We start from the raw sequence: 26,354 nt of genomic DNA, 5'->3' as shown, positions 1-26,354 counted from the left end.
CATTCTTCTCTGCACATAGCGGGCACGGTGGTGTCGAAGACAATTCCGACAATTTAATACTCCCATTTTAAAGGCGACCACTCGTTCCGCTTCTCCCCTTTGTTCAGCCCGCATCGCCAGATGGAAACTAGTCTTAACTATTCAGTCGGATAGATTTTTCAATTGAGATGCATATTCTGGCAAGTGGACAAAATGAATATGAGGCCTCTGTCAGACTTTACGAGGAATGCCATTTTTTTTCGATTGGACTCAGAACGTGAAAAAGTAAGGTTTTTGTAGGCGGACCTTGGGGGCTCACCTGTCGCGCATAATCTGAACATGACAGAAGAATGGCAACTACGTCCGCTAGAATTTTTTGAGGATTGGTTGTTTCCCAGCCATTCGGGCCATATCGACAGATTCCACACTTTGATCGACACTCGGTCCACGTTGCAAGGCCTGACTGACCGGCGCCTGGCGCGCTGCAGGCAAAGAGTGATGTTACCAGACTCGATCGTGCAGCCCTGATCCTCAGGACTATCGCTCAAGGAAGACATCCAGTTTGGGACTGCCGACTGATGCTTCCTCCCAGCCTTTGTCACACGGGCCGGAAAAGGTTGCCTTTCGATCGAACTGGCGGCGGTAAAATCCTTTTGCCGGGTGGACCTAGCCCCGCTGCAGGGCGGTGGCAATCTTTTGCCTGTGTGACTTCGGCCTTCCAGAAGCTGCCAATGCAACGCCCGCACTACCTGAGAGACTTACTTGTGAACTGCGTTGTGCTTTGCGCGGGTATTGCAAGCCGTTATGATCAGGATTGGCTGTAGGTTTGCCGGGAGTTGGCAGTCGCTGTTTTGGTTTCGTGTGGTAGGCAAGAAGCCGACGCCACACCCTCGATCGCCCTTCATAGCCGCGCCTGCTTCGCGACAATTTCAGCGGTGATGGCTGCTTCATCTACGACGAGACGTCGGGTGACTTCCAGCCCTGTGCAAAGCGGGCCCCGGGCTGGACAGCCGTGAGAAGCGAAACGGGACTGTTGCACGCATTTTATGCACTTCGAGGATGCACGCAACTACGAGGCCTACCACAAGTCAATGCGCTTGCTCACCGACAAGGCACCCGGGCTGTCTGTCGACAGCCGTTTGCGGAGCCACGCCCCGCCGCGTTGAACGTGAATGCGATATCGTTGCTACAGTCGATTATCTCCGTTCGTGTTCCGCTCGTTCCATTTCATGTCAGATGAGTCGAATATACTTTGGTATACGCCAAGTACCAAAGAGATGTAGCGTGTCGGTCAAATAATGTTAGATGGAATGAAAGCACTCTGATAGTGAGAAGAATGTGTTTCGGCGGAATTCCCCAGACACTTTTAAGGAACAAATAAATGTCAAGCGACAGTAGTCGAAAAAGAAAGCCGAGTAAGTCGCTCAGACGGGGTTGATGTTTCAATCTTGCTCCGACGGCCTACCCGGCGTAAGGAGTAAGACATGCACTTCCCATTTTTTTCCTTGAGAAGGACAGGGTTGCAGATTCGCGCTGCGGCACGTGCCAAAAGGAATTCGGCGAGGGTTCCAACCTCGGCGAAGCGGGAGCTTGAGCCCGCGATTGAACGCGGACGAAACCAATCGGCACCCACTGCAATCTGGACAATCAACACCAAAACCGGACGCCTTGAATGCCGCTGGACGTCGGACCGGGACGCAATTGACCGTTGGCGATCGTTGGCGCTGTTTGAGCGCTTCGCGATTGTCTTGGCCGTAACTCGGCAGAGCCGCAACTCTATACGCCCGAACTGAGACGTCCTGTCTCCCCCATCGAAATAGCGGTGCCTTTCGAAGTTCAACATTCCCCGGTGTTCACACTTCAAAAGGCATCGCTATTTCGACGGGACTCGTCCAGTTAGTCCGTCCTGCTTGGCTGTGATTGCTTATGCGTGGCGGACTGACCTCCTCAAACGAATTCAAATCCAACCGACCGTAAGTTCGACGGCGCGGCATGGCTTCACGCTCTTTGGTCGGGCGCACCAAGCTTCATGTCGTTGCAGCCGATGCTGCGGCAGGAGACTAAGAAAATGAATGTTGCCCTGCAAAAATCCGTGCACAAGACGGATATGAAAGACGACCGAAAGCTCTCCATGCGGGCTATTCGGGAGTCTGGAAACACCATCGAGCTCACCCTCGCCAATGTCAAAGGCAACCGTGACGGGCTTGTTGCAGCCGAGGCTGCACAACGGCTCGTCGAAGATGGACCAAATGAAGTCGCGCACGACCGGCGGATTCCCGCCTTACTGCAATTCCTTCTGGCGTTCAAAAACCCGTTTATCCTAGTCCTCATCGTCCTTGCCTCGATCAGTGGTTTCACCGATATCTGGTTGCCGATCCAGGACGGTGAAGCCGGCGATCCCACGAAGGTCATCATCATTGCCGTTATGGTGCTTGCCAGCGCATTCATGCGTTTCGTTCAGGAGTACCGCTCAGGCAAGGCGGCTGACGCTCTGAAGGCCATGGTTCGCACGACTGCAACGGTGTTGCGTCGTCCTTCGCCCAAGGCTGCCGGGGAGGCGAGAGAAGTCCCCATGCGGAACCTCGTTGCCGGTGATATCGTCAGGCTCTCGGCAGGTGACATGATTCCAGCCGACGTACGCCTGCTCGAATCGCGTGATCTCTTCGTCAGCCAGGCTGCATTGACGGGGGAAGCGCTGCCCGTAGAGAAATACGATACACTTGGCGCGGTGTCAGGCAAGTCGGCCGTGGCGGTTGTAACGGACCACATGGATATGCTTGATCTGCCGAATGTCTGCTTCATGGGCACCAATGTGGTCAGTGGCACCGCGGCAGCTGTTGTTGTGGCGACGGGTCCGCGCACTTACTTCGGGTCTCTGGCAAAAGCCATCGTCGGCGCTCGGGCCCAGACTTCCTTTGACCGGGGCATAAACAGCGTAAGCTGGCTTCTCATTCGCTTTATGCTGGTGATGGTTCCGATCGTCTTTGCAATCAACGGCTTCACGAAGGGCGATTGGGTTGAAGCATTGCTCTTCGGCTTGGCGGTTGCCGTCGGGCTGACCCCTGAGATGCTTCCAATGATCGTCTCATCGAATCTCGCCAAAGGCGCAGTCGCCATGGCACGGCGCAAAGTGGTCGTAAAGCGTCTGAACGCCATCCAGAACTTTGGCGCCATGGATATCCTTTGCACCGACAAGACCGGTACGCTCACACAGGACAAGATCATCCTGGAGCATCACGTCGACGCGACGGGTAAGCGCGACGATAGTGTTCTGCGTCTGGCATGGCTGAACAGCCACCATCAGAGCGGTGTTAGAAATCTGATGGACCAGGCTGTGGTTCAGTTTGCCGGTGGATCACCAGAAACACTGCGCTCAGCACAGTTCTATCGCAAGATCGACGAGCTTCCATTTGATTTTATCCGTCGTCGGCTGTCCGTCGTCGTGGAGGGAATTGGCGGCGAACACCTGCTGGTCTGCAAGGGTGCCGTTGAAGAAATGCTCAATATTTCAAGTTGGGTGAGGGACGGCGACACTTCACGCGAGCTCGACGAGAGCGGCCGGAAGGCGCTGGCCGCGATTGCGCGCGGTTACAACGAGGATGGGTTCCGGGTTTTGGTCGTCGCCACACGCACGATCGAACCCGTAAAGACCAAATCACAATACAAGATCGCCGACGAAACCGATTTGACCATCCAGGGTTTTCTCACCTTCCTGGACCCACCGAAGGAAACCGCGGGGCCGGCCATTGCCGCCTTGGCGGAACACGGTGTCACGGTCAAGGTTCTGACCGGTGACAACGAGGTCGTCAGCACGAAGATCTGCCGTGAGGTTGGATTGGCGCCCGGCATAGCCATTCTTGGGCGCGAGATCGAGAAACTAGACGAGACAAGCTTGCGCGAAGTCGTTGAAGAACGAACGATCTTCGCCAAACTCACCCCGCTGCAGAAGTCTCGTGTCTTGAAAGCACTGCAGGCCAATGGCCATACGGTAGGTTTTCTGGGCGATGGCATTAACGATGCGCCGGCCTTGCGCGACGCCGACGTCGGCATATCCGTCGACAGCGGTGCCGATATCGCCAAGGAATCCGCCGATATTATCCTGCTCGAAAAAAGCCTCATGGTTCTCGAGGCTGGCGTTATTACGGGTCGCGAGACGTTCGGTAACATCCTGAAGTACCTGAATATGTGCGCAAGCTCGAATTTCGGGAACGTGTTTTCAGTACTGGTGGCAAGCGCATTCTTGCCTTTCCTGCCGATGTTGGCGATCCACTTGCTCGTTCAGAACCTCATGTACGATATTTCGCAACTCGCGCTCCCCTGGGACAAGATGGATAAGGAGTTTCTGCGCAAACCACGCAAATGGGACGCGAAAAACATCGGCCGCTTCATGCTGTGGATCGGACCGACTTCGTCCATCTTCGATATAACTACCTATGCTTTGATGTGGTTTGTCTTCTCGGCCAATGCGCCGGAACATCAGGCCCTGTTCCAATCGGGTTGGTTCATCGAAGGGCTTCTTTCGCAAACACTCGTCGTTCACATGCTACGTACGCAGAAAATACCGTTCGTCCAAAGCACGGCATCAACCCCAGTGCTCCTGATGTCGGCTCTCGTTATTGCCGTTGGCATTTACATCCCATTCTCTCCGATTGGAGAGATCGTCGGCATGGTGCCGCTTCCATGGTCCTACTTCCCTTGGCTCGTTGGCACTTTGTTGGCTTACTGCATCGTCGCTCAGACGATGAAAGTCATCTACGTTCGCCGCTTCGGACAGTGGTTCTAGAGGACCAGATCAACGTCGGTGGAGCAGCAATGGTTGCTCCACCGACATGTTCACAGATTTGAAAATTCCCCAGCCGCATTCGCTCTCAAGAGGCCGAAACAGCAATAACAAAAGGATCACGGATATGTCCAAAGCTGCCGCAAGGTCACAAGTCAACTCCGGACCACACAATTCACACCGCCCAAAGCGTTTGCCGCAACGCCTCGACGGTGTACCGCGGGGCCAGAACGGGATGGCGACGCAAGTCCGTCACGCTTCCGAGCGCTCGGTTTGCTGGATGCTGGCGTTCATGGGTTCGCGTCTCCTGCACACGACCCGGATGTTGGCTCGCTATGGTATTCTCTCGCACCTACAGAGCCGACAACTCCTGCAGTGGTCGACAAAGCTGCAGAAGGCGTCGATCGGGCTCCTTCGAAGGGGCAGATGGTAGGCGCTGTTTGAGGCGGTTTGCCTTTCGATAGGAGGCCGACACCCGCTTCACGAAAAGCCCGCCCGGTGATTGACAGTGTTCGCATCCCGGTTGAACCGAGCTTATTGAAAAGGCCTGCCGTTCGGAATAGAACGTCAAGCCGCCCAGCCGCCGATCAAATGCAAAATGCGCCCCGATCCAAGCGTCAGATGCGCTCGTAATTGATTTGTCGATCGGTGCTAGTTATGAAGCCCCCCAGTAAACGGATGTCATCACGAGCAAGGGTCACGTTGGCGGGCTTTTCTGCCGTCATGGCCATCATATTCATTGCCGATACGGCCACGGAATATGCGATCGCAGCAGCAGTTTTCTATACCACTGTTGTCCTTGCGGCTACGCGGGTTTTTCAAAAGCGCACTGTGGTCATGTTGGCGTTGGTTTCCGTTGGCCTTATGATCGTCAGCTTCCATCTGACCCATTCGGGCGACTATGAGATTGGGCTTATCAATACTGTCTTCAGCGTCGTTGCGATCGGCATCACGACCTACCTCGGGCTGAAGTTGGTATCGGTTGAAGCTGCCGCGCATGAAGCCAGAGAGCGCCTCTTGCGAATTGCGCGGGTCACCACATTGGGACAGTTGACAGCGTCTATCGCTCACGAAGTCAGTCAGCCGCTCGTTGCTATTTCGACAAGTTCAAGCGCCTGCAGGCGATGGTTGGCACAAGATCCGCCAAACCTCGACAAGGCGCGTGCGGCTTTGGACCGAATAGCAGCTGATACGGATCGCGCCAGCACGATCCTGTCTCGAGTTCGCAGCCTGGCAAGAGGGGAGGCGCCTTCACGCTCCGCGTTCGATTTCAACGAAGCACTTCTTGAAATTGTTGACCTCTCGAGCGGCGAGGTAAGCAAGAACGGGATTTCGCTGATGATGTCGTTGCAGGATGGTCTGTCCCCCGCCTTGGCTGACAAGGTTCAGATCCAACAGGTTATAGGCAACCTCATTTTGAATGCCATAGAGGCCGTGCAGGAGAGTTCGAATGAGCGAAAGCTCAAGATTTCGTCGCTATCGAACGCGACCGGGATCATGTTTTCGATTTCAGACTCCGGCGCCGGTATACCGCCGGCCGCGCGCGATAATATCTTTGACGCATTCTGGACTACGAAGAAGGGTGGATTCGGGTTGGGATTGACCATATGTCGCTCGATTATTGAAGCAAACGGCGGAACGATCTGGATCGGCGATAGTCCATTTGGCGGCGCAACCATTTTATTCGATTTGCCGGTTCAAAGGATGCTATGAATGAACACGGATCTTGAGAATGGGAACGTCGTTTATGTTGTGGACGATGACCGATCCGTACGGGCGTCTTTGGCTGACCTTTTTTCATCGGTGGGGCTCGATGCGCTGACATTTGAATCCGTCAAGGAGTTCGTCGACCACTCGCTCGAGACACGGCCGGCTTGTCTTGTCCTAGATGTGCGCATGCCAGGACAAAGCGGCATCGATTTTCAACAGCGTATGGCCGGCCTAGGCCTGCGAATGCCGGTGATCTTTATCACCGGTCACGGCGATATCGCCATGGGCGTGAAGGCCATCAAAGACGGTGCTTTCGAGTTTCTCTCGAAACCGTTTCGTGATCAGGAATTGCTCGACGCGGTTCATCAAGCACTCGAAAGAGATCAACACCGCCTGCAGCACGACGCGGAAGTAGAGGAACTTCGGTCGCGCATGCTCAGCCTCTCGTCAGGTGAGAGGGATGTGTTCGAACTGGTTGTGCAAGGCCAACTCAACAAGCAGATCGCCGCAAAGCTGGACGTCAAGGAAGTGACGGTTAAGGTCCGGCGCGCCCATGTCATGCAGAAGATGCAGGCCCGCTCATTGGCGGATCTTGTTCGGATGTTCGACCGTCTGGCCCATGAACCTGCAGTCTGAACGCGCTGACCCCCTTTAAATGTGCGGACGCTTCTTCTGCAGCGAATGACCAAATATGATTTCAGTCAGCGCGTTTCTGCCGCCGCCGACAGTCGTCCGCGGACGGCGCTCTGTAGAGGCCGTATCTCCGCTGTAAAACCGCTTCTACCGGCGGAAGCATCAAGAGCAGTTTTTCACATAAGGCCATGCATTCAGTTTTTCGTGCTGCCCTCCCAGGTACCGTGCGTGACGGCTTCCTGCTTTTCCATCTCCGTGATGACGGCTTCAATCTCATCAGGGTCGATCGCTGTGCTCACAAGGGTCGCCACGATTTCAACCTTCTCAGGTCCGTGTTCAATGATCTCGACGTCGCTGACCGGATAATCAGCCTCCTCAAGTCGATCGACAAGAAGTTCCCTTATGGTCGGCATGGCGGAGCGATTGGCCATCACGCGCACTTCGTATGTTGCTTCTGCAGCTTGCTCGTTGATTGGAATGCGGTTGATCGCATTAACTAGGGGGCGCAACAGCGTATTTCCTGCCAGCACGAACACTGTCAACAAGGTCGCCTCTGCGAGCATGTCCGTTCCGGCGCAGGAACCCACAGCCGCCGAACACCAAAGCGTGGCAGCTGTGTTCAAGCCGCGAACGTTCATGCCCTCCTTCATGATGACGCCGGCGCCCAGAAAGCCGATGCCTGAGACAACATAAGAAATGACTCGGACCGCTTCAGTGGTTCCCGCAATCCGTTGTGCCAAGTCGACGAATGCTGCGGCTCCGACAGCGACAAGAACGTTGGTGCGCAACCCGGCCGTACGTTGCCGATACTGTCGCTCGGCGCCGATCAACGCTCCGAGAACAAATGCAGCCGCAAGGCTCAGTGTCGTATCCAGAAATGGTAGGAGCTCGAATGTCTGACTGAACTTCATGGTTAAACCTAAACCCGTCAATATGACACCTGCTGCTGTCCTTAGCCGAAGGCAGAATGGAGCGTTTGCTGAAGAGATCGAAGATCAGCATTGGAGAACGAGGATCGTTCAGTTGGTCATGCGATCGGTGAAAATATCTGCGCGTCCTCGGCTCCGATCTAACTTTGAAGGGAAGCTCCAGTCTTGCAGCTCGTGCGACTTCGACCGGCATGGGCCGTAACCGATTGCCCCGCAATCAATTTGCCGCAATGGGCATGACAGTGAAAGCGCTTGGAGGCAGGCAGCCTATCAAGCACCATTAACGGGAATTGCTCTGCATGGAGCGCTCTCATCGGAGCGCGCAGTGCTGAGCCTGACATTTCGAACGAGGAACGAGCACCAACTGCCGCTCATGTTGCAGTGTCAGGGAGTTGAACTGCCAGATGGAAACCAATTTGAGGCGTTCGGCCAGTGGTGCCAATTCCGCACTATGGGCGCACGCACAAGGGCAATTTTTGTTGGAGGGCCGGCGGATTTGGGCGCGAGCACGAAAGGCCGTTCCGTTCTTCATTGCATTCACCTTTGATGGCTGACTTGCAGCAAGCCATCTGATGAGGGCGAACCGATATTCTAACGGCTAGTCATCAGTTTGCGCACGCAGGCTTGCCAATTTGATTCTCGATCGATCGACGAGTTTTTTCTGTGGGGGCGACTACTGTGGCTTTCCATTTCTAATCCGATCAATCGCTGTCTATTTCCCTTGTGGACAGACAGTTATGCATTTCTACGTGATATTCAATAAATTTGTTCGAGAAAAACGGCGAAATATACGATGGTATAAGCTAGATATACATTGGGAAATCTCTTAATGTCTTTATCGATATTTGCAGTTGGCGAATAGTTTATGGCGGCCGGGAATTATTGGCCGATTTCCTGAAAAGAGAGCTAAGAACGAGGCAGCCGGGGCAGCGATGATTTTTCAACTCCTCGGCGCAACGCATTGTCGGCGTAGGTGAGATGGAGAGTTGGATAATCTTCTGTGACCGACTGTGCGGGCGTGACGGCGAGCCCGCCGGTGACGCGGGAGTCGGGCTTCAGGCACGGGGCAACGACGAGGTGGGCATTCAACGGAAAACGAGCCCAAAAGGGGGCTCGCCTCGTCCGGCAAAGCAGCGATTGAAGACGGCGGCCATTTCCGCCCTCCTGGTCAGTCGCCCACACATCAGATCCAATTATGCGGCAATCTAGTGCTGCTACAGATCGAGATCCGCCATCATGATCGGGGGAATGCGGAGCTTGAGCGGCGCACAAGCCTTAGCGATTTCCAGCCCTTCTTTGGCTGCCCCCCTTTAGAAGTACGACTTCGCGGCCAGGCTGCGCGGACCGTGCTGAATGCGTCTGGTTGTCGAGCTTGAATCTGGAAATCAACTGGGCGAGCGTGTTTACCTCATCGTCGAGTCTGTTCGTTCCAGCGGTCGACTCTTCTACCATGGCGGCGTTTTGCTGCGTTACCTGATCCATCTGGTTGACCGCCGTGTTGACCTCGGCAAGTCCTGTCGATTGCTGTCTGGAGGCAACTGCGATCGAATGGACGTGATCGTTGATTTTGACGACATGGCCTTGGATGAGCAGCAGAGCCTCGCCGGTGGCCGTTACCAACTTGACACCGGATTGAACTTCCTCGCTCGATCGATTGATCAACGCCTTGATATCCTTGGCAGCGCCAGCGGAGCGCTGCGCCAACTCGCGGACTTCCTGCGCCACGACCGCAAAGCCTTTGCCTGCTTCTCCAGCCCTTGCCGCCTCCACGCCGGCATTGAGCGCCAGAAGGTTGGTCTGGAACGCAATTTCGTCGATCACATTGATAATCTGACCGATTTCCGCCGAAGCATTTTCAATCCGACCCATTGCCGATACCGCATCACGGACCACAGCACTTGACCGCTCGGTGCTGGCGCGAGCCTCGTCTACCATGTGGCTGGCCTCAAGTGACCGTTCGGTCGAATTTTTGACGGCAGAGGTGATCTGCTCGAGGGCAGCTGATGTTTCTTCCAGTGAGGCGGCCTGTTGCTCCGTGCGGCGGGAGAGGTCATCGGATGCCGCGCGCAGTTCGCCGGTGCCGCCGCCAATTGTGTCGGTTGCGGATCTTACCTCGCTGAGAACCTTGCGTAGGCTCGACACCGCGGCGTTGACGTTCTGCTGTAGCTCGTAGAAGGCACCTTGAAAGTCGCCTTGCATGTCCTCGGTCAGATCGCCTTCCGCCAGGGCCGCGACGACCCGGCGGGTTTCCACGATTCCCCGGTCAACCGACGTAACCAGCTCATTCACGCTTTTCGCAAATCGGTTGAGATCGGGATTGGAATAGTCTTTGTCGATGCGTTTGGTGAAATCTCCCGCGACGGCCGCTGCGACTACAACGCCAATGCTCGACTGGAGGTCGGCGCTTTTCGCCTGTAAGGCCGCTTCCTGGGCATTCAGATCGCGGACCTTAATGCCATTTTGCTTGAACACTTCAACGGCGCGCGCCATTTCACCGATTTCGTCGTGACGGTCGGCGAGCGGAATGCCGGCTTCGAGATCGCCGTCGGCAAGTTTCACCATGCCATGGGTCAACTGACCGATCGGCCGCGCAATTGACCGCGACCCAAAGATGGCCGCTCCGACCAGCGTGAGCACGACCAGCACCCCAACCCCAAGACTGATGTTTAGTGCCAAGGTCTGAGCCTCGTTCATCTCGACCCCAGCCGAGGTGGCCCGGATTTTGGCAGCATCTACGGTCTCGTCGAGGAGCGTGCTCATTTCGTCAAGGAGACCAGTCATCCGGGTTGCGTCGTCGCGCTCCTTTGACAAGCTACCTGTTGACGATGACGCCAGTCGGCCATCGATGAGCTTCGATAAATCGTCGAATATGGTGAGCCAGCTTTCATTCAGGTCCAGGATTTTCTGGGTTCGGTCGATGTTCGCCTGCAGGGTCATCCCCGCCTTGGCCTGGTCCAGATATTTTACCGCCGAGGCATGACGCTTTGTGACATAGTCTTTAGCTTTCCCGGCTTCTTCAACGGTTTGAGCGAGGCGCAGCTCAAGCATGCCGGCAATCATCCCGCGCATCGAGGCTTTCGCGTCGACCAGGTCACGGGAGATGATCAATTGCACTTGGCCGAAATCGGAACTTCGTTTTACCGACTGATTTCCAAACCAGACCGATACCAACATGCCGATGACCATGAGGATGCCGATGACGGACATAGCCGTCAGTTTCGTACTGATGCGCGTAAGAGATTTTGCGAAGGTCATGTCCGTTTCCTGTTGTGGAAACAGCAAGCATCATGCCGCGTTTTCCCAGCCAAATTTGAGAATAGATTTCATTCTATCGCGTGCAAAAGTGATATGCGTAAGCTTGCGATAAGGGCGGCGATGCCGGCATCGATTGTTCGGATAACACAATATATAGATTAATTAACTGTTATATTTCTACTTCGGCTAAGCTTGGTTTGTAGTTTTATGAGATGTAATTGCAACTTGTATTATTATTTGTCACATACAATACATTTGGGGATTTTATCATACTAATAAACCGCGGCGGTCCGCTTCCAGCCCATGATGAGATCATTATGAAAGCCTCCGAATGCCACGTTCTCTGAAGTCGGACAGATCGTCGGGTTCGAACGGCTTTTGGGTGGTGCTGCAAGCGCCCAGGGTAAGCGATGCGCTTCTACATCCGGGCAGAAAATCCTGGGTTTGGTGTGGAGGCCGAGCAACTCTGATGGGCATGGCAACAATGCGCCGCCGGCGACGTTGGATCTAACTTTAATGGGTGACCGATTCGGGGCCGTGATCTGCCTGTCCGCTTCGCAGCGAAGAAGGTCGTGCAGGCCCCCGACTTTAGAGCGCGCCAAGGATGCGGTCAGCGGCTGCTACTTTCGCAAGAGCCCATTCAATTGCTTGCCCACGTTGGCATCCTCAGTCGTATTCTCCTCGAAGCGCCTCCCATTCTTCAAGGAGGGTCGCATATCGGTCGCGAAACTCGTCCTCTTCGTTCCCCGTAAGCGGATAGCGATCAATCGAAAAGGGTTCGCCGCGAATGATATCCAGAATCCGGATCTCCTCGTGAGGTACAGTGACGAGTGCTTGGCCTAATAGCCAAAGCCCGAGCCGCGCAGCCTGCTCACCCAGAACAGGGGTCTCTGAAAAATAGGGGTAGACGTAATGCTCATCACCACGACCATCGCGGGCAGACAAGATGTTATCGATCTTCACAACGGCATCGAGTCCGGGAAACGGAAAATGCGTCCCGAGCTGCCGTCCGGGCACAAAGGGTGCGTTCGTCCAGCGACGCCTCTCGTCCCACCAATGGAGGAAGCCATCCCGTAGCTGCGGATAGAGGTTTTGGCGGCGGGCATTTCCAGCTATCCGTCCATCGGTCGCAGCGTGCAGATCGTGCATGCCAAAAACATGCCGCTTCGCGTCGCTCCAGAAGGGCCCGTAGAAATCTCCACCGCCCTCGCCATGGTCCTCCGCCGCCCGTGCGCGATCCTCTCGAATGTCGGCCCGGAGCGCCGATCGGCGAGGGCCCTCCTGCAGGAACACAATCTTGAGCAGTTTGCGAAGGTGTACGCGGCGCATCGACATCTCTATCTCCCGGATATCAAGAATGAGTGGCAACCAGTTCGGCGATCTTAGCTGCGACTTCCGCCATCGACTCTTCGGCAGTGCTCAACCCAGCTCGGGAGGCCAGCAGAAGGCTGACCTGCTCAAGCTCTTCATAGGTTGTTCCGTGGGCAACTGGGACGAGCCGCTCGCGCCTTAGAAGGGCTGACAGTTCTTTGTCTGCAATGCCTTCTGCCGGTAGGCGGCGTAGCATAGCCGGGGTCACAAGAACGATACCGATGCGGGAATTCACTAAGCCCCTATCGATTGCCCGCATCATCGGTACCCCGAGGCCAAGATCCTTCTCACTGAACCACACACGGACACCCCGCGCTTCGAGCAGGTCATGCAGTTCCTTGGCAGATCCCTGCCTGTCATCCCACGCATGACAAAGAAAAACGTCTCGAAGGTCGGGCTGCGACACTGCTAGATTCTCGACATTTTCGCGAACAGGCGTGAGTGATTGCACTTGTTCGGGCGTATACCACACGGTCGAACCGGCTCCGGACCAACGCGGCTTTGCAGTGCGGCGCCCCGACCCGCCACTACTGCTGCTTCGGCCGCTGCTGCTTCCTGACGGGAAGTATGAAGAAGTCAGGCCCGAGCTGTACGCGCCGCCATATCCCCTGTAGCTGCTATAGCGACCATAGCGGCTTCCGCAAGCAGGACAGTCGGCGGCCGCAGCGGCTGATCGATGGCCCTTTACTGGAGCGGTGCATCTAGCCATATCTTTCTTCTCCTTCCTCGATCCGCCAATTTGCGAATCCTCTCACAAAAAAGACCGCGTTCTGAATGAACGCGGTCTTGGTGGATCAGCCCTTTGGTGGGTAGGGATCATTGCCATAACTGTCTCGTTCACGAATCTGACCGTTTCGGCCGTGGATCAACAGTTCAGACTGTTGGCTCTGCGCGATCGAACGAGCATGAGCCGTTGCTTCAGCTTGGGTAGAGTGAACCGCAGTGGCGCGGCTGTTCCCGGCACCCTGCACTGCCCAACCATTAGCATGCGGCACAACGTGTTGGTTCTTTCCTGACATTTTCTCACCTCCTTTCCGTCCCAATATGGACATGCCGTAAGATATGGTGAACGATCGTAGCGTTGTCAACTGCGAACGCGTCGTTCATTTGACAGAACGGCGTTTTCCACATACTGGCTGCTTCCGCAGAGCATGTAAGGGAGATCAGAAATGTCATTAGCTTCGAAGCTCAAGGAGCTTCGGTTGAAGCGCGGAGAGTCGCTACAACAGGTTGGCGATGCCGTATCAGTCTCGAAGGCTCATATTTGGGAACTGGAGAAGGGAACCAGTACCAATCCGGGACTGGAGCTTCTGAAGAAGCTTGCCGCTCATTTTAACGTGACCGTTCAATACCTCGCCGAGGACGAGAAAGACGAGCACGACCCGTCCTCATTACAGTTTTTCCGCGAGTTCGGCGGCAAGCTTTCTGATAAGGATTGGGAAACGCTGCGCGTTGTCGCTGACCGCCTGAAAGATAAGGACACGAAATGAACGACGAGCTGATGATGGATCTCGCGGACTGTGCCGCCCCAGAGTCTATCATCTCTTGCATCCTTCGCCATCACCCGGACTGGACGGCGCCAGTCCCAATCGAAGATCTGGCCCGCTCCATCAACATTATCGACATTCTGGAGATGGAAACAGAGGAGTTCGAGGGCGGCCTCACCACCGATCCAGACAAACGGAAGGGTGTCATCCTCTATAAGGCCGGGACAAAAGGTGGGCGTCGACGCTTCACCATCGCTCACGAGATCGGACATTTCTTGATCCCGTGGCATAAGGGGGATCAGCGCTGCACGAAAAAGGACATGAGCGAGCGGCGGATCGAAACGCTAGTTCAGAAACAGGAAACAGAAGCCAACCGGTTCGCGGCCGGCATACTTATGCCGAGGCCATGGTTCGTTTCCGATATGCGTAAGCTGGGCGATGCCGACGTAGAGCACGTCAAATCGCTTGCTAGACAATACGGGACAAGCGTCGAGGCGACTGTGGCCCGATATGTCGAGCTGACGGAAGATTGCTGCGCCTTCGTCTTCTCGAAAGACGGGGTTATTCGATACACTAGGGCGACCAAGGATTTTCCACCTCTGTCGGTTCGCTCGAAACATCATCTTCCAGAGCGAAGCCTATCCGGGCGATCTTCTGACCGCACACAATCCGGTCCGTCAGAATGGGCTGAAATTCAGGGGAGTGTCTGGCTAACCGGTGAAGGCCGTTCTCATTGCCCAAAAGTGCTGGAGCAGACGCTGCTTCAACGGGAGGGGTACCAGCTTACCCTGCTTTTCATTGCTCCCGATGAAATTGACGACGCCGAGGAGATCGAAGCCCTCGAAGAAAGTTGGACACCACGGTTCCGCCGTTAAGATGGCCTACCCTTGGGAGATTGCTGCTTTTACCCCCCGGCCAAGCTATTAAGCAACGTCGCGATTTTCAGGTTTTGCGACGGCGCATAAAGCCAATTTCGCTACGCCGCTCACTCGATTAAGTTTGGTCGTAGGTCATTGCCATCTGTTCAGCAATGTCCGCTTCCAGGTGTCTGCTGACGCACTCTCCATGTCTGATGTAAAGGCGCATTGCCGACCGTTGCCGACCCGTAACTGTTGCTCCATCCCCATTTTACCCTACGCGCATTGTTCTTCCACGAGTGGTGAGATGTTGCAGTTCGAATGCGGGCCAGCAGCGTTGCGCCGTATCGCTGTGAGCAAATACAGATAGGCTTGACCGCTATCGTCATGCTTGGCATACAAAGCATGGCCCTACACGCGGGCCGGTGTGCCCGCCACGCAAAGCTATGTCAGCGTTTAAATCCTAAAAGTGTCACTCCATGCCAATGGGCATGGGTCTGGCCATTAGCGGGCACATGGTCGGATCATTCCAGGATATGGATAATGACCGAAACAAAAGAATTTCGCAGACTTAAGGCTCTGGCAAAGCGACACGCGCGGGCAAACAGGATCGCGCAACATCAGGCCCTCGACCTGATTGCGGGGGAACTCGGTTTCCCTCACTGGACCAAGCTCATCGCCGCCAGCAAGAAAGGTTGGCAGATCGCTACCGAACAAATGGCGGCCCTCGAAGCCTTCGTCAAGCGCCCCCTCCCGGCGGCAACCTTCCGGGACGGTGATCCCGAAACCATGAACCGGCGCTTCGTATACCTCGAACAGGCCGAACAGGGCATGATTGGGGATCATGCATATCGGCTTCAAGAGGTTTTCCACGACGTCATCATAGCAGGTGAAGGATGGAGCATCAGGTTGCCAGAGAACCCCGGCGTGCCCCCGATCGTCGAGACATTTGCGGATCAGGAAGCGGAATGCCCTGTCCTTGATCCAGAATTCTTGCAGAGAGCACTCAGTCTGGTCAGAGATCGGGCTCTTCGGGTTCGCGCGGAAATCTCTGCCGATTGGCCCCGACGGTCTACCAAGCCTGACCTTAGTGGTGTGGTTCGACATCCGCTAAGCCGCGACGAGTCGGCCGTGTGGTTCTGTCTACATTGCGATGGAAAGATCACCGGCGCCCAGATCGCTCAAAACCTCTGGCATTGCCCAGGATGCGGGGCATCGCCTCTCGACATCTTTGACACGCCATTCTGGTCTGATGATGACGGCAAGTCTTTCCTCCCGGTGAAAACTGACGGTGCCCTGGATAGCGACGAGCCCGATTTCCGGATTGTCGATGGCAGGGCCAAGCTCGACCTGAATGAAGAGAAGATTACTCTGCTCATCCGCAGCGCTTTGCTTGATGACGCTACCAACATAAGCGAGAAGCTGGGCGCTCTTCAGGCTGAGATCAGTGTCGATGACGAGAATGGCGTCTGGATTGCTCTTGAGGAAGATTTGTGGCCGGAGGGCAAGGACCCCGTTCAGGCTTTGGCTGTAGCGGAGCTACTAGATCTTGAGGTTGAACTTGTCTCGAGTTGGTCCACGATACCTTTCGCCTGGCCGGGCCTGGGCGAGATGGCCTCTAGCACGAGTGAGTATACGCAAATGATGCTGGACGCCTATGCTCAGTATGGCGGCTCACCGGATAGGAAACCGAAGGAATCGTAATCCGCCTGCGACCAACCCTCTTGCCCAGAGAGCCATGTTAATGGGCAGGTGCGTTGGTCGCGACCGCTCCTCGCCCCATCCTCGACAACAGGGTGGCTCGAGCTGAAGGGCTGCTTTTGGGACATCGTGGAACTGGATTCAACGACCGGAATGCGGGCGCGAAGCGGCCGTCCCTGCCAGGCCACTTTGCGCTGGGACGATAGGTTGTTCGCCTTAAGCCTTGTCTCAGGCCTTAGAGCCTACAAAACGATCCTGGCCTTAACCTCGTCCCGCACTGGCGATGACCTTCACGTCTGGCTTGCCCAGTTTGTGCGAACCGCTGACGTAGTGTCCATCGAGTAGCTCCCTTTGTTCGTCCATGGACGGCGGATCACAGAATAGGCCACAACGGACAATGTGGGCGCGGACACCTGTTACCGACCAAGCAGTTAGCGCCCGTCGAAATCCAATTCTTCCGATGCCCGCTCATCTGCCCTGGTCAGCCAATCGCTGCCAGCAGGCAAATCTTCAACGCAACCTCCAGCGATCTTTCGAAAGCCGCGACCGGCAGAAACTCGTAGCGCGAGTGAAAATTATAAGCGCCGGTGAAGAAGTTCGGTGTTGGTATTCCTCGAGCTGAGAGGATCGCGCCGTCCGTGCCGCCGCGCATTGGAATCAATTTCTTTTCAATCCCGAGTCCATCCATGGCCTTGAACAGAAGAGCTACTGCACGCTCGTCAAGAGAGAGGTTCGTGGAGATGTTTCGGTAAGTGTCGTTGATTTGATAGCGGATACCACCTGAGGGATACCGTGATCCTATTCGTTCCACCGTCTCGGCGATCAGACGTTTTCGCCGATTGAAGCCATCTGGTTCGAAATCCCGGATCAGCGCGGTCAATGCTGCCTCGCTGTCATTGGCGATAAGATCCTTGAACCAAAAGAATCCTTCGCGATCTTCGGTGCATTCGGGCGTATCCTCCCGGTCGAACTGCGAGATGAAATCAGTCGCCATCAAGAGCGGATTGACCAGTGTCCCCTTCGCCGACATTGGGTGCGCACTGACGCCGGTAAAGATGATTTCGCAGGATGCAGCATTGAATGTCTCAAGAACCACCTCGCCGAGTTCGCAGCAGTCGATCGTGTAGGCGAACTCGCACGGGAACCGGGCAAGATCCAACGTCCTGGCTCCGCGCAAACCGATTTCCTCGTCCGGCACGAAGGCGACGAAGACATCTCCGTGGTGGCTGCGCTGCCGATCCAATTCGGCAAGTAGCGTCATGATGATCGCGATGGCAGCCTTGTTATCCGCACCTAGTACGCTTGTTCCGTCGCTGACGATAATGTCATCGCCCTTCCACTTTAGAGCTTCCGGATGTTCGTTGACCCGGAGCCAGATATCTTCCTCGCGGTTGAGACAAAGGTCCTTGCCTTCGAAGCGGAGAATTTGCGGGCGAACGAAAGGCGAGAGGCCGACGTCGACCGTGTCGAGATGCGCAATGAAGCCGATTGGCGGAGCGTGTGGGCGGTGACCCCGTTTGACGCCCGTCACGATGGCATGCTCATCGACGAGGATGTCCTCAAGGCCAAGTGCGCGCATCTCGTCGGCGAGCAGGGTGGCAAGCTCCGTCTGTCCTGGCGAGGAGGGGATGGATTGGGAGCGTCCATTGCTTTGGCTCTCGATCGCGGCATAGCGAAAAAACCGGCTGACGAGCTGTTGCCGAACTTCCATGTTCTTCATCTCCTGGAGCAGTTTCGGCCCTTCTTGGCCGCGTTTTTTCTGAATTGGGCCGGCTCACGGCCGTCCCCGCAGCGTCCGGAGACGCGCGAGCTGATCCGGCCATCCCCTCACAGGTTCCTCCGGCTAAAACCTGATAACGCCGACACCGTCGGAGACTCCTACATCGACGCCGAGCCTGGCGGATTGTTCGGAAAACCGCCGCAAGATGCGCTCGGCACTTTCCCGCGTCGCAAGATGCGGCGCCAAGCGTTGTTCCAGCCTGTCTGCCAACCCATGCTCGCCGCCAATGATGACGGGATGAAGGGTGATTTCGAGGAGTCTGTTATCCTCGCCGAACGAGCATAGCCCGATAACGCTCTCCCAGACCTCCGGCGCCGTCCAGGTCGATTTCTCCGAACGGACGTGAAATATGAAATTACCGAGGCTGTAGAAGATCGGCCGGCCTCGATAGACCTCGATCGGCTGCAGGACGGGCGCACCGTGGCTTACGAACATGGCAGCGCCGGCATCGATGCATCGTTTGGCAACGCCGCCGACCCAGTCGGGAACCTGATACCAGTCGGACGCCCAATGATGATGGTGCAGATAGGCGATCACCAGGGATCCGTCCGCACTCGCAGCCGTGATTGAGGCGAGATTCCTGGCAAGATCGTCCTCATCGATCCTGACGCTACGTCCAAACCTTTCCGATCGACTGAACACAGCGCGAGCGATGCCGATCTCGGTTTCGGGGTCGAGATGCGGGCGATCGTCCGGCTGGCTGTCATTGGCAAGATCGATCGCCGTATAACCGACCCTGTCGCGGATGGCTGCAAGCTGTTCAAATGCGGCTTCGTCCACTTCGATCCTCTGGGTGAGCCCCAGCCGGTTGACGCCCGGACGGCCGGGGCGATTGCCGTCAGCATTGGCGGCATACATGAAATCCGGACCGGGGCCACCGTCCATCGCGACGATGGCGACGCGCCGCCCGCCGATCGAACCCGTGTTGGCGCGCGAGACCTCACTATGATCTCTGCCGAGACCGGCATGGAGGAAGTCGCGCCTCTCCACTTCCTCGAGCGTCGACAGGACGCCGGAGGGGCCCAGGTCGAACGCATGGTTGTTCGAAAGCGATAGCGCGCCAAACCCGATCGCGCGAAGGGTATCGAGAACGATCGGATCGCTGCAGCCAAAAAACGACCCCTTAAGTGGCCAGCCGCCGTGGCTCCCGAGGATGGTCCCCTCGAAGTTCGTAAACGAGAGATCCGCCTGCCGCAGAAGGCGCTGGACTTCACGGAAGGCCGGGTCTGGGATGTCGCGGATATCGTGCTTGATGAGCGATTGGCCCGTCACGGCCAATTTGAACCTGTCATTCATTGGGTGACCTTCTGTGGCGATGCGCGCCACGCGTTTGTAGCTTGGCTATGCCGGTTGGGATCCGTCATTACGACGTGCCGCGCCGCTCAACATGTGAACCGGTGCGGGCGGGCATTGATGAGTGCACGCGTGTAGGGATTGTCGGAGCGCGAGAAGATAAAATCGGAAGTCCCGAAATCCTCGACCCGACCGTCTTTGAAGATGTAGATGGAACTGCACATCTGCTGGACGATGGCGAGGTCATGGGAGATGAAGACCATTGTCATGTCCCGCTCGGTGATGGTGTCCTTCAGAAGCTTGACGATCTCGGCCTGAACCGACACATCGAGCGCCGATGTGGGCTCGTCCGCAACGATGATCTCTGGCTCTGCCAACAGTGCGCGAGCGATGCAAACGCGCTGCTTCTGGCCACCGGAGAGCTGATGCGGATGGCGGGAAAGCAGGTTTCGAGGAAGGCCGAGCCGATCCATCATCGCCGTCACGTTTTTGAGTTCGGGATCAATATTCGCGTTGGCGGCGAAGCGGACGCTCTCGCCAAGTGTTTCGGCGATTGTCATTAGCGGGTTCAAGGATGCGGAAGGATCCTGGAAGATCATCTGCACGCGGCCGATGAGCCCACTGCGACGGCCGCTCCTTGAGATGTCGAATGCCCGTTCGCCGATCTTGATCCTGCCCGCCTGCGCTGTATCCAGACCGGCGAGGATGCGACCGAACGTCGTCTTTCCGCTTCCGCTTTCGCCGACAATGCCGGTGATTGTGCCGCGCGGCAGTTGAATTCCGACGTCACGCAGACCAAATCTTGGTTTGCTCCCGCCAAAGCTCCAGGCAATACCCTGGGGCGCAAATTGTTTCGAGACGCCTTTCGCAACGAGAAGCAGACGATTGTCCCCCAGTGTCGCTGGATCAATCCCTTGGCCGTCCTCGGTGTGCGCACTCGGGATGCAGAGCCTGGGAACGGCGGCGAGCAGTCTTTTGGTGTAGTCTTGGCAGGGCTGATCGAGAATGGTGGTCGTCCGGGCCTGCTCTACCACTTCGCCCGTCCGCATGACGAGGACCCGGTCGGTGATCTCGGAGATCACGCCCATATCGTGGGTAACGAGGATGATCGAGACACCCGTTTCCTCGACGAGGGTTCTGAGCAGTTCGAGGACTTGCTTCTGGACTGTAGCATCGAGCGCAGACGTCGGTTCGTCGGCTATGATGACGTCTGGAGAGCCGGCGAGAGCAATGGCGATGACGATCCGCTGCCTTTGTCCGCCTGAGAACTGATGCGGGTAGCTGTGGTATCTCCGCTCCGGCTGCGCAATGCCGACACGGGCGAGGAGATCCAGCGTGCGGGCGCGTGCCGCACTTCTGGAAAGTGAGCCATCGACAGCAAGGCAGGTTTCCTCCACCTGGGCGCCGACGCACATGAGCGGATCGAGCGAGGCGGTGTGGTCCTGGAAGATCGCCGAGATCCGCTTTCCCCGATACGCCTCGCGTTCCTCGGTCGTCATCATGTCCAAGACCTTGCCGTCGAAGCTGATCGATCCGGATGTCTGCTGGAACTCGGGCGCAAGCAGGCCGAGGATGGCATTGCCGACCGTCGACTTGCCGGCGCCCGATTCGCCGATGAGCCCAAGGATCTCGCCACGCCCGAGTTCGAAGCTGACATCGCTGAGGATCGTTATCGGGCCGGCCTTGGAAACATGGCGAAGGCTAAGGTTCTCGACCCGCAGCAATGGGACCAACGGAGGCGTCGAGGATCCTGCGTTCAATGGCGGCCGCAGGGCGGTGTTCACGTGTTCCACTGTCATCGCGTCTGGTTCCTTGGATCGAGGCTGCGGCGAACGTCCTCGCCGACGAGATTGATGCTGGCGATCAGACCGAAGAGGGCGAGCCCGGGAAACAGGCTGATCCAGTATTGGCCGGTCATCAGATACTGGAAGCCGTTGGCGACGGCGGAGCCGAGCGAGGGCTTATCAATCGGAACGCCGAGCCCGAGGAAGGACAGCGTCGCCTCCAGCGCCACCGCGTGGCCCACCTCGATCGGGATCAGAGTGATGGCGGGCGCAATGCTGTTTGGCAGCAGATGACGGAAGATGATCCGGAATGTCGGCAGCCGCATCAGCCGGGCTGCATCCATGTAGGGCTTCTTGACCTCGCTGAGTGCGACGCTCCGGGCGATCCGGGCATACGTCGCCCATTGCGCGATGACCAGTGCCAGGATGATCCGGTCGATGCCCGGTCCGAGCGTGACGATGGCAATCAGCGCAATCAGGATGGTCGGCAGGCTGAGCTGCAGGTCGACGAGCCGCATGATCGCGACATCGACCCATCTGCCAAAGTAGGCGGCACTGACGCCGGCCGTCAGCCCGATCAGCGCGGCGAGGGCACTACTCACGATCGACACGACCAGGCTGATGCGCAGGCCGTAGAGTATGGTGCTGACGATATCCCGGCCGAGACCGTCGGTTCCGAGCACGTAGAGATAACCACCGCTGCCGGGTGTTGCGGGAGGCGAGGACGCTTCCCAGCCAAAGATCTGCAGCGGATCGTAAGGGTTTTGCGGCGCGATCAGCGGTGCGGCAATGGCAACCAGGATGTAGCTGGCGAGCAGCAGCTTTGACGCGGTCAGAACCGGTCCGTATCGACGCTTCTGAAGCGCGCTCAGGATTTGGGCTTTCATGGCGGTCCCCTTTATGAAGACAGGCGCACGCGCGGATCGAGCACGGCGTAGAAGAGATCAACAAGGGCATTGAGCACGACGAAGGCGACTGCGATGAAGGTCAGCGTCGCCATAACCACCGGGCGGTCGAGCAGTTGGATGGAGTCGATCAAAAGCTTGCCGACGCCCGGCCACGAGAAGATCGATTCCACCACCACGGCAAAGGCGAGCATGCCGCCGAACTGCAGGCCGATGATCGTCACGATCGGCACACTGATGTTCGGCAGCGTGTGGCGGACGAGGATCCGCCGCGATGACAGTCCCTTGGCGCGGCAGAACCGGGTGAAGTCCTGGCTTTCGACCTCTATTGTGCCGGAACGCGACAGCCGGGCGATCAGCGCGATGTTCGGGATCGCCAGCGCCAAGGCCGGAAGCACGAGGTGCCAGAGCCCATTGGCGGTCAGCCAACTCCAGTCCTCACCGAGGACGCGCACGGTCGAGCCGCGTCCACCGGACGGAAGCCAGCCGGTCAGGATGGCCCCGACGAGGATCAACATCATCGCCAGCCAGAACGAGGGGATACTGAGCGCCGAAACGCTACCGTTGAGTAGGGTGCGGTCGAACAGCGTGCCTATACGCCGGCCGGCGACAAGACCGAGACCGGTTCCAAGCGGTGCTGCGATCAGCATGGCGAGCGAGGCGAGCTCCAGTGTTGCCGGCAGTTTGCGCATCACCAGTTCGAAGGCCGGCTGATGATAGATGTACGAGGTTCCGAAGTTTCCCTCGATGACATTGTCGATGAAGACCAGGTATTGGCGCCAGATCGGTTGATCCAATCCGAGCGCAATCGTTGCTTGCCGAATATCTTGCGGCGTGGCGGTTTCGATATTGACGATGTTGAAGACCGGGTTGCCGACGCTGTGAATGCCGATAAAGCCGATCAAAGACATGGCCAGAAGAAGGAGGAAGGCTTGCGACAGCCTTCCAAGTGCAACAGAAATCAAAGCCACGATCGATTACTCCGTGTCCGCCGCCGCAAGTGTCTGCATAGCCGTCGTCCAACCGCGCGGATGAATTGCATAGGAACTGATCCGCGGTCCGTAACCGACGATGTGGTGAAAATTGTAGAGCGGTATGATCGGCTGGTCGGCCATCACGAACTCCGTCGCAAGTGCGAGCGCCTCGTTTCGCCCCGGCCCTTCCTGGATGCTTTCAGCCTTTGCCAGCATCTCGTCGAAGGTCTCGTTGCGATACTTTCCGAAATTCAGCGCACCGGTTCCGCGCTCGGGGTTCGGGGACGCCAGCAGCGCATGAAGGATGATGTCCACCGCCTCGCCTGAGGTGCCGCCATACCAAGCGGCGTATTCGCCGGCCGCCCGCTTGGTATTGAAGACAGAGAACGGTGCGATTGATGGCTGGGCGTTCACGCCGATGCGGGCCCAGCTTTGCGCGATGGCCTGAAGGCTCTCGGCGTCGCCGGGATAGCGTCCGGCAGGTCCGGCGAGAACGAGGTTGAATCCATCAGGAAAGCCGGCCTCCGAAAGCAGGGATTTTGCCTCCTCATAGTTGGGCGCTACGGGCACCAGATTTGCCGATGTGCCCGGCAGACCGATTGGAAAGATCTGAGCGGCAGCCGTGCCATATCCCGCGAGGATCTTGTCGACAAGAATGCCTCGGTCCGTCGCCATCGCAAGCGCACGGCGCACCAGAGCGTTCTTGAACGGATTGGCGATCGGCTCGCCGGACTTATCCGTAACGTCCGGAAGCGTCTCTCTCGAAACGTCGAACTCCACGAAGTTGATACGTGCGGCACCAACGCTCGCGATCATGGCGCCCCGCTGCTTCAGCATGGCCACGTCGCGCGCCGGGATGGCATCGGCCAAATCGACCCCTCCGGTGCTGAGCGCCGCCACGCGGGCGGCCGGGTTTTCGATGACCCGGAACGCAACCTTTCGCCAGGTCGGCCTGCCGCCCCAATAGTCGTCGTTCCTTGTGAGCGTCAGGCTCTCTCCCGAACTCCAGCTCTCGAACCGGTAGGGTCCGGTGCCGATGGGAGGACTGCCGGCGTTTAGGTCCTCCGTTGTTGCGAAGCCCTCAGAAGGCCGGTTCATCACGAAGATGGAAGAGAAGAAAAGTGGAAGGTTCGGAACCTTGCCGTTCGTCTCAATAAGGACAGTGAGAGGATCGGGTGTCGAGACCGACTCGATCCCTTTCACATAGGAGCGAAACCCAGCGGTCGGCGGGTTCAGGAAATCGCGGATGCGCGCGATCGAGTAGGCGACGTCGTCCGCCGTGAATTCTGAGCCATCGTGAAAGCGGACGTTTGCGCGAAGCTTGAACTCCCACTGCGTGTCGGACAGTGGTCGCCAGGAAGTGGCAAGCCCCGGCTTCAACTCCAGACTCTCGTCCTGATATAGGAGGCGCTCGTAGATATGGGAAAGCAATGAAGTGTTTTCATTGAGGTTGGCGTATTGGGGGTCGAGCGTCATCAGCTTGTAGGACGTAGCGATCCGCAATTCCCCTCGCTCCTGTGCATGCGCCTGCGGGGGTGGTGCACTCCACAGAGCGACTGAGATCAAAAATGCGGAAAGCAGGGGTGGGCGACATAGGTTTCCCAGTTTCATTTGGCGTTCCTTGTTTTGGTTTTTGGTAGATTCGGAGCGCGGAGGCAGAGGCGCTCCGGCGCGTGGCTCCAAGTCGAAATGCGTGCAGGTTTGTTTTGTGAAATGGGCGACGAACCCTCGATCACGCGTGCTTTTTGAACCGTTGCTCGTTCAGCCGTTTCGAAACTCGGATGGGATTTCTGGCATCGACGGGAGATTGCGTCCGTTCGCAACGGAGGCGCTATCGATCCGCAAGAAGTCGGCGATGGCGGAACGGAGTTGCGGCCAGGGGGCTTCCTGGCTTGTAGGGGAGGGTTGCCACTTGCTGACGATGGCGTGGAGTTTGGCGACAGCGCCTGCGATTGACATTGCCGGCACCGCCCACAAGGCTTCGGCTGCCTGCTCCTCCGCGACCGATGCACGGTCCTCTGCTTTAAGGGCCTCGTTGTATCCTTGCGCACCAGCGGCTTGTTCAAGCGATGGCGGCAATACAACCGAAAAGAGCGATCTTTCGAGCCGCTGCTGGCGCAAGGTCGATTCGCTCAAATGGTGCCAGGCGATCCGCCATTCGTGCCAGAGCAGCATCGCGGGATCATCGTCAGGGGCATCCTGCAGCACGGCCAAGGGGGCTGCGAGATCATGACATGTGGGTAACGAGGCCCCCACGACGGAATGGAAGTTGCCCCGGGTGACCGGAGACAAAGTTCTGCTATTGTCGGAATCAGCCATGATCCGAGCTCCCTATAGCTTGGTTGTGGTCAGATCGGGTAGGTGTTCCAGCACCTGCCCGATCGTCGGCGCCAATGTTCCTTACAGAATGATAGAAGTCAATCAGAAAGTTTGCCTTGGATAACAACCTTCTTACGACGGAGCAATGCCGTGGAGCGCGAGCTATGTTGGGCTGGAGCCAAGCAGAGCTTGCAAAGGCCGCGAACGTCTCACGCCAGACCATCGCCGATTTTGAGCGAGGAGCTCATGTGCCTATTGCCAATAATCTTTCGGGTATTATTGCGGCGTTCGAGAAAGCGGGAATCGAGTTCATCCCGGAAAATGGCGGCGGCGTAGGTGTTCGCTTCAAGAAGTAGTGGCACGCAAAGGCTTTGCTGACCGTCCGATCCGGCCATGGATTTCCCCCAGCCTCGGTCATCAACGCCCACGTTTTTAAAGCCTGATCCTCAGACGCCCTGCTTCTTCTTGCGAATGCGAGGGCTCTTTGCGGTGCTAGAGTGCCTTGTGTACCACCTGTGCTGCTAGCGTAGCGACGAAGGCGACCAGCGTGGCTGCGGCGCAATAACGTACAACCGCCAAGCGCTGTTTTCGTTTGCC

General features: G+C 57.0%; 19 protein-coding genes. 7 read left to right on the top strand and 12 right to left on the bottom strand.

Annotated elements, in window-relative coordinates; translation table 11 throughout:
• The first annotated feature begins 2,047 nt into the window (after positions 1–2,047).
• The 3 genes from mgtA to IB279_RS29205 all read left to right on the top strand — a co-directional run bounded on the left by mgtA (position 2,048) and on the right by IB279_RS29205 (position 7,105).
• A complete protein-coding gene (gene mgtA, locus IB279_RS29215; protein WP_192340263.1) occupies positions 2,048–4,762 on the top strand; it encodes a magnesium-translocating P-type ATPase in 2,715 nt (904 codons plus the stop codon).
• Between the two features lie 654 nt (positions 4,763–5,416).
• Complete coding sequence (locus IB279_RS29210; protein ID WP_192340262.1) at positions 5,417–6,472, top strand: sensor histidine kinase; 1,056 nt, start codon at positions 5,417–5,419, stop codon at positions 6,470–6,472.
• Positions 6,473–7,105 carry a response regulator transcription factor gene (locus tag IB279_RS29205; RefSeq protein WP_192340260.1) on the top strand — a complete coding sequence of 211 codons (633 nt, stop codon included), beginning with the start codon at positions 6,473–6,475 and terminating at the stop codon, positions 7,103–7,105.
• A 191-nt stretch (positions 7,106–7,296) separates the two neighbouring features.
• Here the strand turns inward: IB279_RS29205 and IB279_RS29200 are convergent, their stop codons facing one another.
• The 5 genes from IB279_RS29200 to IB279_RS29180 all read right to left on the bottom strand — a co-directional run bounded on the left by IB279_RS29200 (position 7,297) and on the right by IB279_RS29180 (position 13,676).
• Positions 7,297–8,013, bottom strand: coding sequence for an MgtC/SapB family protein (locus tag IB279_RS29200; protein ID WP_192340258.1), 717 nt, complete (start codon positions 8,011–8,013; stop codon positions 7,297–7,299).
• A gap of 1,293 nt (positions 8,014–9,306) precedes the next feature.
• A complete protein-coding gene (locus IB279_RS29195) occupies positions 9,307–11,286 on the bottom strand; it encodes a methyl-accepting chemotaxis protein (RefSeq protein ID WP_192340256.1) in 1,980 nt (659 codons plus the stop codon).
• A 666-nt stretch (positions 11,287–11,952) separates the two neighbouring features.
• On the bottom strand, positions 11,953–12,621 hold the full coding sequence (locus IB279_RS29190; RefSeq protein WP_192340254.1) for a hypothetical protein: 669 nt from the start codon (positions 12,619–12,621) through the stop codon (positions 11,953–11,955).
• A 16-nt stretch (positions 12,622–12,637) separates the two neighbouring features.
• Positions 12,638–13,129, bottom strand: coding sequence for a toll/interleukin-1 receptor domain-containing protein (locus IB279_RS29185; RefSeq protein ID WP_309142321.1), 492 nt, complete (start codon positions 13,127–13,129; stop codon positions 12,638–12,640).
• A 322-nt stretch (positions 13,130–13,451) separates the two neighbouring features.
• Complete coding sequence (locus IB279_RS29180; protein WP_192340250.1) at positions 13,452–13,676, bottom strand: DUF2188 domain-containing protein; 225 nt, start codon at positions 13,674–13,676, stop codon at positions 13,452–13,454.
• A gap of 150 nt (positions 13,677–13,826) precedes the next feature.
• Here IB279_RS29180 and IB279_RS29175 point away from each other — a divergent pair, with 150 nt between their 5' ends.
• From IB279_RS29175 to IB279_RS29165, 3 genes are all read left to right on the top strand, one after another.
• Positions 13,827–14,147, top strand: coding sequence for a helix-turn-helix domain-containing protein (locus tag IB279_RS29175; RefSeq protein ID WP_088680529.1), 321 nt, complete (start codon positions 13,827–13,829; stop codon positions 14,145–14,147).
• Entirely contained in the window at positions 14,144–15,019 is an 876-nt protein-coding gene (locus IB279_RS29170; protein WP_192340248.1) for an ImmA/IrrE family metallo-endopeptidase, read from the top strand. Before IB279_RS29175 ends, IB279_RS29170 begins: the two co-directional genes overlap by 4 nt.
• Before the next feature lie 525 nt (positions 15,020–15,544).
• Positions 15,545–16,705: a hypothetical protein gene (locus IB279_RS29165; protein WP_192340246.1), complete on the top strand. Its 1,161-nt coding sequence runs from the start codon at positions 15,545–15,547 to the stop codon at positions 16,703–16,705.
• Between the two features lie 478 nt (positions 16,706–17,183).
• Here the strand turns inward: IB279_RS29165 and pepT are convergent, their stop codons facing one another.
• From pepT to IB279_RS29130, 7 genes are all read right to left on the bottom strand, one after another.
• A complete protein-coding gene (gene pepT, locus IB279_RS29160) occupies positions 17,184–18,413 on the bottom strand; it encodes a peptidase T (protein WP_192340244.1) in 1,230 nt (409 codons plus the stop codon).
• A 132-nt stretch (positions 18,414–18,545) separates the two neighbouring features.
• The gene (locus IB279_RS29155; RefSeq protein ID WP_192340242.1) at positions 18,546–19,778 is read right to left on the bottom strand and encodes a CapA family protein; all 1,233 of its coding nucleotides are present in this window, start codon (positions 19,776–19,778) and stop codon (positions 18,546–18,548) included.
• Between the two features lie 86 nt (positions 19,779–19,864).
• Complete coding sequence (locus tag IB279_RS29150; protein WP_192340240.1) at positions 19,865–21,574, bottom strand: ABC transporter ATP-binding protein; 1,710 nt, start codon at positions 21,572–21,574, stop codon at positions 19,865–19,867.
• Positions 21,571–22,446, bottom strand: coding sequence for an ABC transporter permease (locus IB279_RS29145; RefSeq protein ID WP_192340238.1), 876 nt, complete (start codon positions 22,444–22,446; stop codon positions 21,571–21,573). The genes IB279_RS29150 and IB279_RS29145 overlap by 4 nt, the downstream gene beginning before the upstream one ends.
• An 11-nt stretch (positions 22,447–22,457) precedes the next feature.
• Positions 22,458–23,435, bottom strand: a complete 978-nt coding sequence (locus IB279_RS29140) for an ABC transporter permease (RefSeq protein ID WP_192340236.1) — start codon at positions 23,433–23,435, stop codon at positions 22,458–22,460.
• A gap of 6 nt (positions 23,436–23,441) precedes the next feature.
• Positions 23,442–25,049 (bottom strand): ABC transporter substrate-binding protein, encoded by a 1,608-nt coding sequence (locus tag IB279_RS29135; protein WP_192340234.1) that lies wholly within the window; start codon positions 25,047–25,049, stop codon positions 23,442–23,444.
• Between the two features lie 150 nt (positions 25,050–25,199).
• Positions 25,200–25,757, bottom strand: coding sequence for a hypothetical protein (locus tag IB279_RS29130; protein ID WP_192340232.1), 558 nt, complete (start codon positions 25,755–25,757; stop codon positions 25,200–25,202).
• A 164-nt stretch (positions 25,758–25,921) separates the two neighbouring features.
• Between IB279_RS29130 and IB279_RS29125 the strand changes: the two genes are divergently transcribed.
• Positions 25,922–26,113 carry a helix-turn-helix transcriptional regulator gene (locus tag IB279_RS29125; RefSeq protein ID WP_192340230.1) on the top strand — a complete coding sequence of 64 codons (192 nt, stop codon included), beginning with the start codon at positions 25,922–25,924 and terminating at the stop codon, positions 26,111–26,113.
• Positions 26,114–26,354: the final 241 nt, after the last annotated feature.

The organism is Ensifer sp. ENS06 (assembly GCF_014852205.1).
Lineage (GTDB): Bacteria > Pseudomonadota > Alphaproteobacteria > Rhizobiales > Rhizobiaceae > Ensifer > Ensifer adhaerens.
This window is presented reverse-complemented; position numbering and strand designations above follow the sequence as displayed.

Bases quoted from the DNA above. Each gene is read 5' to 3' on its own strand.
- mgtA (WP_192340263.1), top strand. From the start codon at position 2,048: ATGAATGTTGCCCTGCAAAAATCCGTGCACAAGACGGATATGAAAGAC.
- IB279_RS29210 (WP_192340262.1), top strand. From the start codon at position 5,417: ATGAAGCCCCCCAGTAAACGGATGTCATCACGAGCAAGGGTCACGTTG.
- IB279_RS29205 (WP_192340260.1), top strand. From the start codon at position 6,473: ATGAACACGGATCTTGAGAATGGGAACGTCGTTTATGTTGTGGACGAT.
- IB279_RS29200 (WP_192340258.1), bottom strand. From the start codon at position 8,013: ATGAAGTTCAGTCAGACATTCGAGCTCCTACCATTTCTGGATACGACA.
- IB279_RS29195 (WP_192340256.1), bottom strand. From the start codon at position 11,286: ATGACCTTCGCAAAATCTCTTACGCGCATCAGTACGAAACTGACGGCT.
- IB279_RS29190 (WP_192340254.1), bottom strand. From the start codon at position 12,621: ATGTCGATGCGCCGCGTACACCTTCGCAAACTGCTCAAGATTGTGTTC.
- IB279_RS29180 (WP_192340250.1), bottom strand. From the start codon at position 13,676: ATGTCAGGAAAGAACCAACACGTTGTGCCGCATGCTAATGGTTGGGCA.
- IB279_RS29175 (WP_088680529.1), top strand. From the start codon at position 13,827: ATGTCATTAGCTTCGAAGCTCAAGGAGCTTCGGTTGAAGCGCGGAGAG.
- IB279_RS29170 (WP_192340248.1), top strand. From the start codon at position 14,144: ATGAACGACGAGCTGATGATGGATCTCGCGGACTGTGCCGCCCCAGAG.
- IB279_RS29165 (WP_192340246.1), top strand. From the start codon at position 15,545: ATGACCGAAACAAAAGAATTTCGCAGACTTAAGGCTCTGGCAAAGCGA.
- pepT (WP_192340244.1), bottom strand. From the start codon at position 18,413: ATGGAAGTTCGGCAACAGCTCGTCAGCCGGTTTTTTCGCTATGCCGCG.
- IB279_RS29155 (WP_192340242.1), bottom strand. From the start codon at position 19,778: ATGAATGACAGGTTCAAATTGGCCGTGACGGGCCAATCGCTCATCAAG.
- IB279_RS29150 (WP_192340240.1), bottom strand. From the start codon at position 21,574: ATGACAGTGGAACACGTGAACACCGCCCTGCGGCCGCCATTGAACGCA.
- IB279_RS29145 (WP_192340238.1), bottom strand. From the start codon at position 22,446: ATGAAAGCCCAAATCCTGAGCGCGCTTCAGAAGCGTCGATACGGACCG.
- IB279_RS29135 (WP_192340234.1), bottom strand. From the start codon at position 25,049: ATGAAACTGGGAAACCTATGTCGCCCACCCCTGCTTTCCGCATTTTTG.
- IB279_RS29130 (WP_192340232.1), bottom strand. From the start codon at position 25,757: ATGGCTGATTCCGACAATAGCAGAACTTTGTCTCCGGTCACCCGGGGC.
- IB279_RS29125 (WP_192340230.1), top strand. From the start codon at position 25,922: ATGTTGGGCTGGAGCCAAGCAGAGCTTGCAAAGGCCGCGAACGTCTCA.